We start from the raw sequence: 15,838 nt of genomic DNA, 5'->3' as shown, positions 1-15,838 counted from the left end.
AGTTAAAAATAAGCAAGAATACAAATCATTTAAAAATTAAAAAACCAAGCCAAACGGCAAGTAAGCAAAGTGTCACATTTGATAAAATATTTAAAGTAAAATTTAAATAATTTCCGCTTTGCAAAAATAATAAATTTTCATAGGAAAAAGTCGAGAAAGTTGTAAAGGCTCCTAAAATTCCTGTGCTAATAAAGCTTTTAAGAAGTGGAGATAAGCCTTTATTTTGCGCATAAGAAAATAAAAGTCCTATGATAAAAGAACCAAAAACATTAACAAAAAGAGTACCGAAGCTAATTGAATGAGGTAAGAATTTATTAACTAAATTAATAGCAAACATTCTTAAGATAGCACCCAAAAATCCACCAAAACCGACAACTAAAATAGTATTTAGCATAGTTTTGCCCTTTCTTTATCTAAAAGCTCTTGCATTTTTTTTCTTGTATTTTCAAGCCATTTTTCATCATTGGTATCTACTAAATTCATGCAGATAATTTTAAGCGTTCCGCTTTTTGCGCTGAAATTTTTTGTATCTAAAATTTTTGCAGAATCTACGATTAAAATAGGTTGGACTTTTAAATTCAGTTTTTCACTTAAAACTTTAGCACCGCTTTGAAATTTAAGCAGTTTTTGAGCTTTAGATCTTGTTCCCTCTGGAAAAATTGCCAATATTCTATTTTCCCCAAGTCTTTGTTTTGCTTCTTTTAAAATACGCACCAAATCACGAGGATTTTTTCTATCTATACAAAGAAGTTTGGGTTTTTTCATTGCGATTTTAAAGATAGGAATTTCACCTAATTCTTTTTTGGCAATCCAGCACAAATTTTTAGGATAAATATCTTCTAAGGCTATAATATCTAGCATACTTTGATGGTTAATGATTAGCATTTTTGCTTCTGGATTAAAATTTCCAACGAGTTTAATTCTATAATTAAGAAATTTTTTTTGTAATTTTGCCCATTTTTTTCTTATTTTCCATAAAAAAGATTGCGAATTAGAGAAACAAAATAAGATTAAAACCAAAATAACACTGAAAATAAATTCAAAGAGAAAGAAAAAATACTTAATCCTTGCGCAAATTTTCATTTTCTACCCATCCTATTTTTCCATTTGAAAAGATCACTTTTGTATAGTTATTATCTCTCGTATTTAAAATTTCCACTCGTTCTTCTTGCGTATTTGTATAAAAATATGTTGATTGGCTTGTAGGTAAAATTTTAGCTCTTGAATTGGCTTTTAATATTGCAGTTTGTGTGTTGGAATTGATTAAAAAACTCCAGATAAGAAAAATAATTCCTAGTCCTAAGATAATAAATTTTTTTTTAAATATAAAGATTGCAATACAAATAAAAGTTAAGATCCATAATGCAATTTGTTTGTAAAATACTAAACTATTACTTCTGGGATTTAAATCACTTTGAGTACTAATGCTTTCTTCACTGATTTCAACCTTTAAATTGATAGTTTCTAGCTTCATAGTTTGAGTGTTAAAATATGAAAATTCAAAATTGCTTTTTGAAGGGCTAAAAACCGCGAAATAAAAAGCACTTGACGCGTTATAATCGCCTTTGAAGTTTTCTATTCCTTGTTTTGTGATATTAGCAATATTAAAATTTTGTAAATTGGCATTTGTAGCATTTAATTCAACCATCATAATGACATTTTTATCATCAAAATAGCTTGTTTTAACTTTTCCTACATTTAAACTGTCGGCCACAATATGTGAGTAATTTTTGTCCGAATCAACTTTTTCGAATTTAATAGGATTAATTAATAAGCTAGCTTCTTGGAATACTTCTTTATTGCGACTTAAAAATACAGAAATTTTACTTAAGTTTGCATTGGATGTTTTAGCTTGAAACCAAAGGGTTGCTGTGTAGGTATTTCCATTTTTAATCCATTTTAGATCGGGGTTTAAAAAAATTAAATCATCTGTTTTTTCAAGTTCTACAAGAAAATCAAAATCCGTGTTTTCATTTGTTTGTGCATTTAGGACAATTGCAAATACTTCATCCACTAAAACAGATGTTTTGTAATCTTGCACATTAAGTGCTAAAACTCCAGATGGAATGAAGGGATCTTTGATGTTTTCTTCATAATTTCCTAATTCATCACTTGGTGAAATGTGTTTGTAAATTTCTTGAGGATTTATTGTTTTGGAATTTTGCTCAAATACGCTATTTTCTTGCATTTGAGCAAAAAGAATCGTGAAACTAAAAAATAAATAAAATAAAAATTTCAAGATATAAAACCTTTAAACATTTTAAGACCGATATCACTACCTAGGATATTTTCACAAAATCTCTCAGGATGTGGCATAAGTCCAAATATTTTTTTATTTTCATCACAAATCCCAGCTATATCATCAACTGAACCATTTGGATTTTCAATATATTTTAAAATAACCATATCTTTATCATAGAGTTCTTTTAAGCCATCATTGTCGATAAAATAATTCCCTTCTCCATGTGCTATAGGAAGTTCTATAATTTCATTAGATTTGAAGTTTTTTAAAAAAGTATTGTTGTTTGAAATAACTTTTAATTTTTGAATTTTGGATATGAAATTTAAAGAATTGTTATGTTTCATAGCGCCTTTTAAAAGCTTCATTTCTAAAAGCACTTGAAAACCGTTGCAAATTCCTAGAACATATCCGCCTTTTTGAATATGTTCTAATACGGTTTTCATTGCAGGTGCAAATTTGGCAATTGCAGCACATCTTAGATAGTCTCCATAGGCAAACCCACCAGGCAAGACGATCAAATCTGCACTAAAATCTGTTTCTTCGTGCCAAACGATTTGAGTTTTTGCGCCAATTTTTTCAAAAGCATAAGCTGTGTCTAATTCGCAATTTGTCCCAGGAAATTGAATGATCGCTACTTTCATAGTATAATCTCATAATCTTCTATAACACTATTGACCAAAAGCTCACTACACATAGCTTCAACTTGTTTTTTTGCTTTTTCTTTATCTTTTTCATCAAGTTCGATTTGAATTTGTTTGGCGATTTTTACTTCTTTTATGTTATTGAAATTAAGAGAATGCAAAGCTTTTTGAGTTGCTTTACCTTGAGGATCTAAAACACCATTTTTTAAAAAAACATTAATTGTAATTCTCATCCATTTAGCCTTAATTTAAAATTCTTCTTAAAACTTCTTCATAAGCCATTTTTACATTTCCTAAATCTTGTCTGAATCTATCTTTATCAAGCTTTTCGTTTGTAGCTTTATCCCAAAATCTACAGCTATCTGGACTGATTTCATCAGCAAGGACTATTTCACCTTCTTTTGTCCAGCCTAATTCGATTTTAAAATCAATAAGTCTTAAATTCTTTTCATCAAAGAATTTTACAAGAATAGAATTGATTTTTCTGGCAATATTTTTAATAACTTCAAGATCTTTTGCATCTTTAACTAAATTTAGTACAATACAATGCTCATCATTAATCATTGGATCGCCTAAAGCATCATCTTTTAAGCAGAATTCAACCAAAGCAAAAGGTAAAATCGTGCCTTCTTTGATACCAAATCTTTTTGTAAGTGAGCCAGTTGCAACATTACGTACGATGACTTCTATAGGAATGATTTGACATTTTTTAACGATTTGTTCATTATCGCTAATAGTTTCAACCAAATGCGTTTTAATACCTTCTTTTTCTAATAGGTGAAAAATTTCAGTGCTTATTTTACAATTTAGCGCACCTTTTCCTGCCTCATTTCCCTTTTTTTCTGCATTAAAAGCAGTAAGATCGTCTTTAAATTCAGTAATGAGCAAATCTTCATTTTCTGTTTTAAACATTTTTTTACCTTTGCCTTCGTAAAGCAATTCTTTTTTTGTCATTTTTAACTCCTTAATTATTTAATACTTAAAATTTTTACAGCATCAATAGCCGATTTTAATTGTGCATCTTGATTAATTTGTTTTTCGCTAATGATATCTTTGTTTTTTGAATTTTGTTTTTCATTGTCTTTTTTTGTGTTTTCGATTTTTTCTAATTCACCTTCAAGATGTTGTTTAAGATCGCTTTCTTTAACACTAAAGCCATCCTCTTGGGTATTTACTTTTCCTGGAAATACTTCAATATCAGGTTTAACTCCGACGGCTTGTATGGTGCGTCCACTTGGTAAATAGTATCTTGCAATGGTAAGTCTTAAAGCCTCAGTTTCGTTGATTGGCATGATGGATTGTACACTGCCTTTTCCAAAAGTATTTTCTCCTACAATAATAGCTCGTTTAAGATCTTGCAAAGCCCCACTTACAATTTCGCTTGCGCTCGCACTTCCACCATTAACTAAAACAACCAAAGGAAGATTTGTGATTTTTTTATTAGGATCAGCTTTATAATCAACATTTTCTTTCTCTATTTTACCTTTTTGAGATACGATAATACCTTGATCGACAAAGAGATTTGTAAGTCCTATAGCTTGATTTAAAAGTCCTCCAGGATTATTTCTAAGATCAAGTATAATGCCTTTAGCTTTTGGATATTTTTGGATATTCTTTTGTGATTCTGCAACTACATTCTTATCAAAATTAGTAATTCTTAGATATAAAATATTTTCACTTTCTATGAATCTTGAATATACACTTTCTACTTTGATAATTTCGCGTTTTAAAGCAACATCAAAAGGCTTGGCATTACCTTTGCGATAAATTGTGATACTAATATCGGTTTTTGGTTTGCCTCTCATTTGATCTACTGCTTCATTTAGACTCATTCCTAGAGTAGATTTAGCGTTAATTCTTAAAATCACATCGCCAGATTTTATACCTGCTTTATCAGCTGGAGTTCCTTCAATAGGAGAAATTACAGTTAATGCTCCATCTTTCATTCCTACTGTGATTCCAAGTCCGCCAAATTCTCCGCTAGTTTGAATTTTAACATCATTAAAGTCTTTTTCATTTAAGAAAGAAGAATGTGCATCAAGGTTGCTTAAAAGTCCCGATAAAGATTTGTCGACTAAATTGGTAATATTAACATCATCAACATAATATTGCTCAACAATAGCCAGTGTTTTGGTAAGTTTATCCAAAGCTTCAAGACGCTTTTGAATTTGTTCGTCGTTAGAGTTGTTTTCCGCATTTAAACTGGTGCTTAAAAATACACAAAGACTTAAAGTTCCTATAAAACCACAAATTTTAGAGAGTTTTCGTTTCATGATTTAAATTTACTCCATTATCGTTTTTGCTTTATTTTTGATAATTAAAAATAAAAGATTAATTTTAATAAAAATTGCTTAAAAATTTGTAAATGCTTATGCTGAAATTATAAAAAATTTAAGATTTTTATAAAATTTTTACAGTTCTAAAATTTTAAATAAAATAAAAATGATTAAAATGCGAAAATGTGTTAAAATGAATTTTATGGATTAAAAATAGGGAGAAAATTATGTCGGTTAAAAAATCAAGTTGTGAACATACTCATAAGCATTCCAAAAGTTATGAAAAAAACATTACTATTAGATTAAATAAAACTATAGGGCATATAGAATCTATTAAAAAAATGATTCTTAGCGGCAAGGATTGTAGCGAGGTTTTAATACAACTTGCTGCAATTAAAGGGGAAATCAATAGCACCGCTAAGGTGATTTTAAAAGAGCATTTAGATCATTGTATCATCCATGCTATCGAAGATAAGGATTTGAAAAGCGTTGAACATTTCAATAAAGCTATAGATATGTTTATAAAATAAATTAAAAAAATATACTAAATAAACTTGACATTAATTGACTAAAGTTATATAATATCACTCATATAAAATAAAAGGAGAAAAAATGGCAAATATACAAGAATTTTTAACCGATAATATGCTTTCAAATGTAGAAAGTGCTGCTTCTTTAGCAATACATTCTAAAAATAATGAAATTGTTCCATTGCACCTTTTTTGGGCCTTAGTTGTAGACAGTCAAAGTATTTTAAATCAAATTTTTAATAAATTAAATATTTCCAAAGAAGCTTTAGAATTAGAAGTTAAAAGCAAAATTTCAAATCTTGCTACAAGTTCTAATGTAAATCGTGAAACCGTGCGTTTTTCTAGCGACTTTATCAATTCCTTAGAAAGCGCAAAAGGTTTGATGAGTGCTAATGGTGATAATTATTTAAGCGTAGATACTTGGCTTATAAGCGAAAGTGAGAAAAATCCTATCAAAGAAATTTTAGCTAAATTTATAAATATTAAAGAATTTCAAAAAGAACTCGAAAGCTTAAGAGCAGGGCGTAAAATAGACAGCAAAACAAGTGATGAAATCTTAGATAGCTTAAATAAATTTGGTATAGATTTAACTGCAAAGGCAAGCGAAGGCAAGCTTGATCCTGTTATAGGTAGAGAAGAAGAGATTGAACGCGTGATGCAAATTCTTATACGCAAAACCAAAAATAATCCCATACTTTTAGGCGAACCAGGTGTGGGAAAAACAGCAATTGTAGAAGCTTTAGCACAAAGAATTGTTAAAAAAGATGTGCCAAAATCTTTGCAAAACAAAAAAGTTATAGCCCTTGATATGAGCGCATTAATCGCAGGAGCAAAATATCGTGGAGAATTTGAAGATAGATTAAAAGCGGTGGTTAATGAAGTCATAAAAAGTGAAAATATCATACTTTTCATTGATGAAATTCACACCATAGTAGGTGCGGGAGCTTCTGAAGGAAGTATGGATGCGGCAAATATCTTAAAACCAGCACTTGCAAGAGGAGAGCTTCACACTATAGGTGCGACAACTTTAAAAGAATACCGCAAATATTTTGAAAAAGACGCGGCCTTACAACGCCGTTTTCAACCTGTAAATGTAGGTGAACCTAGTGTAAATGAAGCTTTAGCAATGCTAAGAGGTATTAAAGAAAAGCTTGAAATTCATCATAATGTTACTATAAATGATAGTGCCTTAGTCGCTGCTGCTAAGCTTTCAAAACGTTATATCGCAGATCGTTTTTTACCTGATAAAGCAATTGATCTAATCGATGAGGCTGCGGCTGAACTTAAAATGCAGATTGAAAGCGAACCAAGTTCTTTAAGAAAAGTCCGTAAAGACATAGAAACTTTAGAGGTGGAAAATGAAGCTTTAAAAATGGAAAATGATGAAAAAAATCAAAAAAGACTTGATGAAATTTCTAAAGAATTGGCTAATTTAAAAGAAAAACAAAGTGCCTTAAATTCGCAATTTGAAAACGAAAAAGGCGTTTTTGATAGCATAAGTTTAAAGAAAAAAGAAATTGATAGCTTAAAAAACGAAGCTATTTTTGCAAAAAACAAAGGCGAATTTCAAAAAGCAGCAGAATTAGAATACGGCAAAATTCCAGAATGCGAAAAAGAAGTGGCAAATTTAGAGGATAAATGGAAAAAAATGAGTGAAAATGGAGTTTTGCTTAAAAATCAAGTCGATGAAGATTTAGTTGCAGGGATTTTAAGTAAATGGACGGGCATTAGCGTGCAAAAAATGCTAACTTCTGAAAAACAAAAATTCTTAGAAGTAGAAAAACATTTAAAAGAAAGTGTCATCGGACAAGACAAGGCTTTAGGTGCTTTAGCAAGAGCCATTAAACGCAATAAAGCAGGGCTTAATACAGATAACAAACCTATAGGAAGTTTTTTATTCTTAGGTCCAACAGGGGTAGGAAAAACACAATCAGCTAAGGCTTTAGCTAAGTTTTTATTTGATGATGAAAAAGCAATGATCCGCTTTGATATGAGTGAATTTATGGAAAAACATAGCGTTTCAAGGCTTTTAGGCGCACCTCCAGGATATATAGGACATGAAGAAGGTGGAGAACTTACCGAAGCAGTGCGTAGAAAGCCTTATAGCGTGCTTTTGTTTGATGAAGTTGAAAAAGCACATAAAGATGTGTTTAATGTGCTTTTAGGAATTTTAGATGATGGTAGGGCTACAGATAGCAAAGGCGTAACAGTGGATTTTAAAAATACCATTATTATTTTAACGTCAAATATCGCCTCAAGTGCTATTATGAATTTAAGTGGAAAAGAACAAGAAAATGCGGTAAAAAATGAGTTAAAAAATTTCTTTAAGCCTGAATTTTTAAATCGTTTAGATGATATTATTACCTTTAATCCACTGGGCAAAGATGAAGCTTATGAAATCGTTAAGCTTTTATTTAAAGACTTGCAGATTAGTTTGGAAAATAAAGGCATAAAAGCAAGTTTAAGTGAAAATGCTGCGCTTTTAATCGCCAAAGATGGCTTTGATCCTGATTTTGGCGCAAGACCTTTAAAAAGAGCAATTTATGATCTTGTAGAAGATAAGTTAAGCGATATGATACTAGCCGATGAATTAAGTGAAAATGATGAGATTATCATTGATACGCAAAATGATGAAATCATTATTAAAAAAGTTTAAAAATAATAACTTTATAGGATAAATCATACTTTTTTTATCTTATAAAGTTACCAAAAACTTACAAATTTAAAAAATATATACTTTTCTTTTGCACTTTCTTTACTCTTTTGCTATGCTATATAAATTCAACATTATTCTAAAGGAGGAAGAATGAGTGCAAAACCTATTCGTTGGTTTACTTTCATTGTTTTGGTTATAGGAGGAGGGACGGTTTTTAAGCTCTCTTCTTTAAAGGATGCTTTTTATGTGCCTATGCAAGAGTTTATGAATCTTAGCAATACGCAAATTGGACTCGCGCTTTCTGTATATGGTATCGTTCAAACGGTGGGAAATTTTGCTTCTATTTATATAGCTGATAGATTTTCTAAGAAAATTCTTATACCATTTTCTTTGATTTGTGTGGGTTTGGTTGGAATTTATATTTCTACTTTTCCATCATTTTATGGGGTTTTAATCGCTTGGGGTTTGCTTTCTTTGTTTGGAGAAGTTGTGTATTGGCCTGTGCTTTTAAAAGCTATTCGTTTGCTTGGAGATTCTACGCAACAAGGAAGACTTTTTGGGTTTTTAGAAGCAGGGCGTGGTGTTGTGGATACTATAGTTGCTTTTAGTGCTTTAGGAATTTTCTTGCTTTTGGGTTCTGGGGCAGGTGGTTTAAAAGCGGCTATACTTTTTTATAGTGCTTGTGTTATCATTGCAGGCGTCTTGGCATATTTCTTACTTGAAGATGATAAGATCAATACCAAAGATGAGCAAGGGCATGAGATTAGCAAAAACAAAGCTGCTTGGAATGGAGTTATAAAAGCTGTTAAAACTCCTGAAATTTGGGTTGTTTCTTTGACAATTTTTACTATTTATTCAGTGTATTGTGGACTTACTTATTTTATACCTTTTTTAAAAGATATTTACGGTATGCCTGTAGCTTTGGTGGGTGCTTATGGTATTATCAATCAATACACCTTAAAGCTAGTTGGCGGACCAATTGGTGGATATTTGGCAGATAAAACCTTTCATTCATCTACTAGATATTTGCGTTTTGCTTTGATTTTAGCAGCAATTTCAATTTTAATCTTCATTTTTATGCCTCATGAAAAGTTAAACATTTATTTTGGTATGAGTTTGACTTTGGGTTTTGCGGCTATTGTTTTTACTATGCGTGCGACATTTTTTGCTCCTGTGGATGAAATTGAAATGCCAAGAGAGATTAGTGGTGCTGCGATGAGTATAGCTTGTATATTTGGTTATTCGCCGCAACTTTTTTGTTTTGCTTTATATGGCTTTATTATCGATCAATTTAAAGGCTTATTGGGCTATCAAATTGTTTTTGCCTTAATGGGCTTTTTTGCAATTTGCGGTGTGATAGTCACAACCATCTTGCTTAAAATGATAGCTAAGAAAAAAGCATTAAAAGGGGCAGCGTAATGAAAATTGGCTTAGAAACAGAAAGTATGCACCTTTGGTTTCAAAATGGCAGAATGGATATATTTTCTTATATTGATTTTGCTAAGGAATTAGGGTGCAATGGAATAATTATAAATTTGATTAAAGATTTTGGATTGGACGAAGAATGGGGATGCTTAGGAAGCAACGAGCCTTCTCATTTGGCAAAGATAAGAGCTAAGCTTGATGAGTATGATATGTATTGCGAGCTTGATTCTAAGGGTTTTGAGAGAGTTAAATTTGAAAAAATTGCTAAAGTAGCACAGGTTCTAGGAGCAAAAATCATTCGCTCCTATGTACCCTTAACTGATAAAAGCAAGCAGGTTAAAAATGCTAGCGATGGGGCGTTTGATGATTCTAAAATCACGGCTAAATTTGATAAGAATGATTTTTTAAATTCAAGCGAGGAAATTAAGGTTTTGATACCTTTATTAGAGCAATACGATTTAAAACTTGCTATTGAAAATCATGAATATCAAACTTCTGATGATTTGCTAGAATTACTAAATTTAATCAATCATCCTAGAGTAGGGTTTTTGTATGATTTTGGAAATTCTATGATGGCTTATGAAGAGCCCATTAAGGCTTGCAAAGATATGGCAAAATATACTTTTAGCACTCATTGTAAAGATCATATTGTTTTTATTGAAGATGGGATTGAGTATGTTTGTGGTGTGCCTTTGGGTGAGGGTAATATCGATATAAAAGCTTGTGTTGAAATTTTAAAACAGGCGGGTTTAGAACGCATTAATATAGAGCAGTGTTATCCTTATTGCGCTACTTTTAAAAGAGAAAAAGGAGTAGGCGGAGTGAGTGAGCTTGGAAAGGGTACTTTTAAGATCGAAAAACCTTTATTTAAGGGTTTAAAGGCAATGCAGTATTACTATCCTCAAGAAGTTTCAAAAGAGCATTTAGAAAAGCTTTTAAAACTTCAAAAAGAAGGTTGCGAGAAAAGCGTGAAGCATTTAAAAGAAATTTTAAATGCTTTGTAAGGATATTAAATCAAGAATTGGATTAAAATATAATCTCGCTTTCGCTTTGATCGACGCTTTGTCTTGGAAAAGGAGATTTTGGAGTGTAATACTCTATCTCTCCTTTATATAGACTTTTTTTAATTTCCGCAGGTATCATAAATTTTCTCGTGCTTTCTGGAAATTTCTGGATATATTCTTCGATAAACATTTTAAACACAGGTGCTGCTGTTCTTGCCCCACCTTCTGTTTTTTTCATAGGTTTGTTATTGTCATTTCCATACCAAATGAGTGCTTCAATTTCAGGTGTTAAACCACAAAACCAAGCATCAACACTATTATTAGTCGTGCCAGTTTTTCCTGCTATTTCAATACCTTTAACTCTTGCGTTGCGTCCCGTGCCTTGTTCAACTGCATTTTTCATCATATCCAAAGTTAAGAATACTTGTTCGCTTTCGCTTACTTTTTGCTCTTGCGGAATAAATTCAAAAATAAGTTCATTGTTTTTATTTTTGACTTTTTTAATTAAAATAGGTTCTTTTATGGTACCATAATTTCCAAACATGGTATAAAATTTAGAGTATTCTAAAGGAGAAATCCCAAAACTGCCAAGCACTATAGAAAGATCAACGGGTATGTTTTTAAAACCAAATTCACTAAGTTTTTGATGGATAACATCAAGTCCCATAGCAAGTGCTAAGTTGATGGTCGCTAAGTTTCTTGAGCCTGTTAAAGCTTGTTTTAAGGTAATCATACCTTGAAAATTTCCACCATAGTTTTTGGGTTTCCAATCTTTCTCATCTTCTTCAGTACTTTCAAAAATTCTCGAAATATCAGCAATTTCACTCATTGGAGAATATCCAAGATTGATCGCAGCTTGATAAACAAAAGGCTTGAAAGAACTTCCAGGTTGCCTTGAGCTTTGAGTAGCACGGTTATAGTTGCTTTTTGTATAATCAACCCCGCCTACTAAAGCCAAAACATCTCCATTTTTGTGATTTACCACAACCATGGCACCATTTAATGTGCTTAAATTTGCATCTTTATCTCTTTTGACAATCTCATCATAACCAAATTTTAAAGCATTTTGAGCCATATTTTGCACATCAAGGTCTATGGCAAGTTCTATTTTATAGCCACCCGTTTTAAGATCTGTGATATTTCCTTCAAGTTGTTTTATGACTTCATCTACCACATAAGGAGCAGCGTTTTGAGTGAGGGTTTCATCATAAACTTGCGGAACTTCTGACATGGCTTGTGTGTATTCTTCTTGCGAGATCCAGCCAAGATTGTGCATTCTTTTAATGACATTATTAGCTCTTGAAATAGAAAGATCTAAGTGTTTGGTTGGATCATAAGTGCTTGGGGCTTTTGGCATACCCACAAGCATAGCAATTTCTTTAAGGCTTAATTCATTTAATTCTTTATGAAAATATCCTTGTGCTGCAGTTTTTACTCCATAATATCCATGTCCAAAAAAGATGTAGTTTAGGTATCTTTCAAGTATTTCTTCCTTGCTTAAAAAAGTTTCTATACTATAAGCAAGTATGGCCTCTTTGACTTTTCTTGTTAGAGTTCTTTCTGGAGTTAATTCTGTATTTTTGATGAGTTGCTGAGTAAGAGTTGAAGCGCCTTCCATGGTTTTGCCGCCACTTCTAATGATTTTTATTATTGCTCTAAATATTGCATCGATATTTACTCCATCATGCTCAAAAAAGCTAGTGTCTTCAATAGCAACAAGTGCTTCTATAAGGCGTGGCGGAAGTTCATCGTAGGTTGTATAAAATCTATGTTGTTCAAAAACATTAGCAATCAATTTGCCATTGCGATCATAAATTTGTGTTGTAAGAGCTGGACGGTATTCTTTAAAAGCATAATCATCCATATTTGCCCCGAAAAATAAATACAAAGCATAAGCAACAAAAATTAAAATAAAAAATAAAGCAAGAGCAATGCAAGTTTTTAAAATTTTCATCATAAATAAGCCTTTAGTGTTTTGGTATCAAGCCCCAAAGCGGTGCTTAAATTTCCTATTTGTTTATAAATATAGTCCTTATGAAAACCTTCACACATAATCGCCCCTGCCTTTCCTTTAAAAATCTCGCTTTCCACATATTTTTTTAAAGCATTTTCATCAAATTTTTTAAAATAAAGCGTAGTTTTTGAAAGAGAAAAAATACGTTTTTTAGGGTTACTTAGCAAAAAAGCACTTAAAATACTTGCCTTGTAATTATTTTGCAAACTAAGCATTTTATAAGCTTCTTCCTTATCTTTTGCCTTAGTTAAAATTTTATTATCCACGCAAACTATACTATCAGCAAAAAGCAACATTTCATTTTTAAATTCATCTTTAAAACTCTCTAAAAATTGCTTTTCTTTTTCCAAAACGATTTTTTGCACATAAACACTAGGGGATAAATTTTTATTCAAATTCTCATTATAATCAAAGCCAACTTGTTTAAAATCAATACCAGCATCTTTTAACAAATTCGCCCTAGAAATAGAATTTGAAGCAAGGATTATCATTGATTAAAGTCCTTTTTCTATTAAATTTAGAGCCACATTTAGTGCTTCATCAATCTTACTTATATCCTTACCACCAGCAGTAGCAAAATCATCTCTTCCGCCACCATTTCCACCTAAAATTTGTGCAATTTCTTTGACAATATTTCCTGCCTTTAAAGGAGCGTTTTTAACTCCTGCTGCAAGGGTAATTTTTTCATCTTTTGCTTGTAAAAGTAAAATCACAGCGGAATTAAATTTATTTTTAAAATCATCAATCATTGCTTTAATATCGCCATTATCCACGCGCTCTACGCAAACTTGTACCCCTTTTAGAGTTTGAGTTTTTAACTCGCTTTTGTTTGAGTTTTTAAGTTCATTTTTAAGATTTATGATTTCATTTTTAAGTTTTTTAATGCCTAAACTCAAATCATTGCTTTTAAGTTCTTCTTTAAGACTTAAATTTTCATTGATAAAGCTTTTTACATATTCTAATGCAGCCCTTGAAGCAACAGCTTCAATGCGTCTTACTCCAGCACTTACGCCACTTTCTTTTACTATATAAAAGCTTCCAATTTGTGCGGTATTTTTTACATGAGTTCCCCCACAAAGTTCTTTACTTGCTCCAAGTGTTAAAACACGCACATTTGAAGCGTATTTTTCGCTAAATAAAGCAATCGCACCGCTTTTTTTAGCCCTCTCTAAACTCATCATTTCTAGCACGGCTTCATCGGCATTTATAATCATTTCATTGACTCTTTTTTCTATCATTTCAAGCTCGCTTTTTTCTAAGGCTTTGTGATGAGTAAAATCAAATCTTAATTTGTTAAATTCCACTAAAGAGCCTGCTTGTGAAATATGGCTTCCTAAAATTTCTCTTAAAGCTTGATGTAAAAGATGAGTTGCAGAGTGATGTCTTGCGATTTGCTCCCTTTTATCTGTATCAATTTTTGCTTTTACAAGATCATTTACTTTTAATTCTTCATTTGCATTTACAAGACTTAAATTAAGGTTAAAGAATTTTTGTGTGTCTAAAACTTCACACTCATTTATATATCCAATATCTGCACTTTGTCCGCCACTTGTTGCGTAAAATGGAGTATTTTCCAGCATTACCCAACCTTTTCCTTTAAGACTTGAAACTTCTTTAAAGTTTTCATCTAAAAGGGCTAGAATTTTACTCTCACATTCTGTTTTTTCATAACCCACGAAGTTATTTTCTCCAAATTTTTCAAGCAAAGCTTTAAAATCCCCACTTGCTACCTTATCCCCACTTCCTTTCCAAGAAGCCTTTGCGCGATTTTTTTGCTCGTTCATTAGTTCATCAAATTTAGCTTCATCAACTTTTAAATTTTTCTCTCTTAACATATCTTGCGTTAAATCAAGCGGAAAACCATAAGTATCATAAAGTTTAAAAGCCACTTCCCCGCTAAAAATTTCTTTAGTATTTTTAAGCTCTTCATTAAAAATTTCAATTCCATTTTCAATTGTGCTTAAAAATCTCTCTTCTTCAAGGCGAATTTGTTCTTTAACAAAGTCTTTTTTCTCATTTAAATAAGTGTAGTGATTTCCCATTAAATCACAAACCACATCGACTAATTTATACATAAAAGCATTTTTAAATCCCAGTAAATATCCATGTCTTAAGGCACGACGCAAGATACGACGCAAAACATAACCTCTGCCTTCTTTATCAAAACTCGTTCCTTGTGCGAGTAAAAATACACTTGATCTTATATGATCAGCTATAACTCTAAAGCTCGCTCCACTTTCATAAACATAAGCTTTACCGCAAAGTTTTGAAATTTCATTAATAATTGGCATAAAAAGCGAACTATCAAAATTGCTAAATTTACCTTCTTTTATAGCTGTAACTCTTTCAAGTCCCATTCCTGTATCAATACTTGGTTTTGGCAATGGAGTAAGTGTGCCATCAGCACTTCTTTCATATTGCATAAAAACAAGATTCCAAATTTCTAAGAATCTATCTCCATCGCCACCCATATAATCTTCACTACTATTAAAATGCTCACTTCCTTGATCATAAAAAATTTCACTACAAGGACCACATGGACCTGTATCTCCCATTTGCCAGAAATTATCTTTATCGCCAAATTTATAAATTCTATCTTTTTCGATGTGTTTTTGCCACAACTCATAAGCTTCATCATCATTCTCATGCACGGTAACATAAAGTCTATCTTTAGGGAGTTTTAAAATTTCAGTCACAAATTCCCAAGCATAAGCAATAGCCTGCTCTTTAAAATAATCTCCAAAACTAAAATTCCCAAGCATTTCAAAAAAGGTATGATGACGGGCTGTGTAGCCTACATTATCTAAGTCATTATGCTTTCCCCCAGCTCTTATGCAAGTTTGACAACTTGTTTTGCGTGGTGGATTTGGGCGTGGCACCTCACCTGTAAATATACTTTTAAAAGGCACCATTCCGGCATTAGTAAAAAGCAAGCTTGCATCATCAGGCACTAAAGGGCTTGAAGGAGTGATTTCATGTCCTTTTGATTTAAAAAAATTTAAATATTCGCTTCTAATATCCATAATCTTTTGTCTTTCTTTAAATAAAAT

The 15,838-nt window shown here is 31.6% G+C and carries 13 protein-coding genes and 1 pseudogene; 4 read left to right on the top strand and 10 right to left on the bottom strand.

Annotation, left to right across the window (positions count from 1 at the left end):
• Positions 1–25: 25 nt before the first annotated feature.
• The 7 genes and pseudogenes from crcB to ELQ16_RS04595 all read right to left on the bottom strand — a co-directional run bounded on the left by crcB (position 26) and on the right by ELQ16_RS04595 (position 5,156).
• Positions 26–394, bottom strand: coding sequence for a fluoride efflux transporter CrcB (gene crcB / locus ELQ16_RS04625; protein WP_134238403.1), 369 nt, complete (start codon positions 392–394; stop codon positions 26–28).
• A complete protein-coding gene (locus tag ELQ16_RS04620) occupies positions 388–1,083 on the bottom strand; it encodes a lysophospholipid acyltransferase family protein (protein ID WP_134238402.1) in 696 nt (231 codons plus the stop codon). The genes crcB and ELQ16_RS04620 overlap by 7 nt, the downstream gene beginning before the upstream one ends.
• Positions 1,061–2,239, bottom strand: a complete 1,179-nt coding sequence (locus tag ELQ16_RS04615) for an SH3 domain-containing protein (protein WP_134238401.1) — start codon at positions 2,237–2,239, stop codon at positions 1,061–1,063. Before ELQ16_RS04615 ends, ELQ16_RS04620 begins: the two co-directional genes overlap by 23 nt.
• Positions 2,211–2,883, bottom strand: a pseudogene (gene purQ / locus ELQ16_RS04610) (phosphoribosylformylglycinamidine synthase subunit PurQ). Before purQ ends, ELQ16_RS04615 begins: the two are co-directional and overlap by 29 nt.
• The gene (purS, locus tag ELQ16_RS04605) at positions 2,880–3,116 is read right to left on the bottom strand and encodes a phosphoribosylformylglycinamidine synthase subunit PurS (RefSeq protein WP_134238399.1); all 237 of its coding nucleotides are present in this window, start codon (positions 3,114–3,116) and stop codon (positions 2,880–2,882) included. The pseudogene purQ and the gene purS overlap by 4 nt, the downstream one beginning before the upstream one ends.
• Before the next feature lie 10 nt (positions 3,117–3,126).
• Positions 3,127–3,837, bottom strand: coding sequence for a phosphoribosylaminoimidazolesuccinocarboxamide synthase (gene purC / locus ELQ16_RS04600; protein ID WP_134238398.1), 711 nt, complete (start codon positions 3,835–3,837; stop codon positions 3,127–3,129).
• 14 nt (positions 3,838–3,851) lie between these two features.
• Positions 3,852–5,156 (bottom strand): S41 family peptidase, encoded by a 1,305-nt coding sequence (locus ELQ16_RS04595; protein ID WP_134238397.1) that lies wholly within the window; start codon positions 5,154–5,156, stop codon positions 3,852–3,854.
• A 230-nt stretch (positions 5,157–5,386) separates the two neighbouring features.
• Between ELQ16_RS04595 and ELQ16_RS04590 the strand changes: the two genes are divergently transcribed.
• The 4 genes from ELQ16_RS04590 (at position 5,387) to ELQ16_RS04575 (ending at position 10,774) form a co-directional block, all read left to right on the top strand.
• Positions 5,387–5,689 (top strand): metal-sensing transcriptional repressor, encoded by a 303-nt coding sequence (locus ELQ16_RS04590; RefSeq protein ID WP_134238396.1) that lies wholly within the window; start codon positions 5,387–5,389, stop codon positions 5,687–5,689.
• 82 nt (positions 5,690–5,771) lie between these two features.
• Positions 5,772–8,345 carry an ATP-dependent Clp protease ATP-binding subunit gene (locus tag ELQ16_RS04585; protein ID WP_134238395.1) on the top strand — a complete coding sequence of 858 codons (2,574 nt, stop codon included), beginning with the start codon at positions 5,772–5,774 and terminating at the stop codon, positions 8,343–8,345.
• Positions 8,346–8,495: 150 nt separating this feature from the next.
• Positions 8,496–9,764, top strand: coding sequence for an MFS transporter (locus ELQ16_RS04580; RefSeq protein ID WP_134238394.1), 1,269 nt, complete (start codon positions 8,496–8,498; stop codon positions 9,762–9,764).
• Positions 9,764–10,774 carry a sugar phosphate isomerase/epimerase gene (locus ELQ16_RS04575; RefSeq protein WP_134238393.1) on the top strand — a complete coding sequence of 337 codons (1,011 nt, stop codon included), beginning with the start codon at positions 9,764–9,766 and terminating at the stop codon, positions 10,772–10,774. Before ELQ16_RS04580 ends, ELQ16_RS04575 begins: the two co-directional genes overlap by 1 nt.
• Positions 10,775–10,796: 22 nt before the next feature.
• Here the strand turns inward: ELQ16_RS04575 and ELQ16_RS04570 are convergent, their stop codons facing one another.
• From ELQ16_RS04570 to alaS, 3 genes are read right to left on the bottom strand one after another with little or no spacing between them, the layout of a single operon-like run.
• Positions 10,797–12,728: a penicillin-binding protein 1A gene (locus ELQ16_RS04570; RefSeq protein WP_134238541.1), complete on the bottom strand. Its 1,932-nt coding sequence runs from the start codon at positions 12,726–12,728 to the stop codon at positions 10,797–10,799.
• Positions 12,728–13,279, bottom strand: a complete 552-nt coding sequence (gene maf / locus ELQ16_RS04565) for a septum formation inhibitor Maf (protein ID WP_134238392.1) — start codon at positions 13,277–13,279, stop codon at positions 12,728–12,730. Before maf ends, ELQ16_RS04570 begins: the two co-directional genes overlap by 1 nt.
• 3 nt (positions 13,280–13,282) lie before the next feature.
• Entirely contained in the window at positions 13,283–15,811 is a 2,529-nt protein-coding gene (gene alaS, locus ELQ16_RS04560; RefSeq protein WP_134238391.1) for an alanine--tRNA ligase, read from the bottom strand.
• Between the last annotated feature and the right edge of the window lie 27 nt (positions 15,812–15,838).

It is taken from the genome of Campylobacter sp. US33a (genome assembly GCF_004378855.1).
Taxonomy (GTDB): domain Bacteria; phylum Campylobacterota; class Campylobacteria; order Campylobacterales; family Campylobacteraceae; genus Campylobacter_D.
Note: the sequence above shows the minus strand (reverse complement) of the source record. Positions and strands in the feature narration are given on the sequence as shown.

Excerpts from the sequence above, each read along its gene's own strand:
- crcB (WP_134238403.1), bottom strand. The coding sequence starts at position 394 with ATGCTAAATACTATTTTAGTTGTCGGTTTTGGTGGATTTTTGGGTGCT.
- ELQ16_RS04620 (WP_134238402.1), bottom strand. The coding sequence starts at position 1,083 with ATGAAAATTTGCGCAAGGATTAAGTATTTTTTCTTTCTCTTTGAATTT.
- purS (WP_134238399.1), bottom strand. The coding sequence starts at position 3,116 with ATGAGAATTACAATTAATGTTTTTTTAAAAAATGGTGTTTTAGATCCT.
- purC (WP_134238398.1), bottom strand. The coding sequence starts at position 3,837 with ATGACAAAAAAAGAATTGCTTTACGAAGGCAAAGGTAAAAAAATGTTT.
- ELQ16_RS04595 (WP_134238397.1), bottom strand. The coding sequence starts at position 5,156 with ATGAAACGAAAACTCTCTAAAATTTGTGGTTTTATAGGAACTTTAAGT.
- ELQ16_RS04590 (WP_134238396.1), top strand. The coding sequence starts at position 5,387 with ATGTCGGTTAAAAAATCAAGTTGTGAACATACTCATAAGCATTCCAAA.
- ELQ16_RS04585 (WP_134238395.1), top strand. The coding sequence starts at position 5,772 with ATGGCAAATATACAAGAATTTTTAACCGATAATATGCTTTCAAATGTA.
- ELQ16_RS04580 (WP_134238394.1), top strand. The coding sequence starts at position 8,496 with ATGAGTGCAAAACCTATTCGTTGGTTTACTTTCATTGTTTTGGTTATA.
- ELQ16_RS04575 (WP_134238393.1), top strand. The coding sequence starts at position 9,764 with ATGAAAATTGGCTTAGAAACAGAAAGTATGCACCTTTGGTTTCAAAAT.
- ELQ16_RS04570 (WP_134238541.1), bottom strand. The coding sequence starts at position 12,728 with ATGAAAATTTTAAAAACTTGCATTGCTCTTGCTTTATTTTTTATTTTA.
- maf (WP_134238392.1), bottom strand. The coding sequence starts at position 13,279 with ATGATAATCCTTGCTTCAAATTCTATTTCTAGGGCGAATTTGTTAAAA.
- alaS (WP_134238391.1), bottom strand. The coding sequence starts at position 15,811 with ATGGATATTAGAAGCGAATATTTAAATTTTTTTAAATCAAAAGGACAT.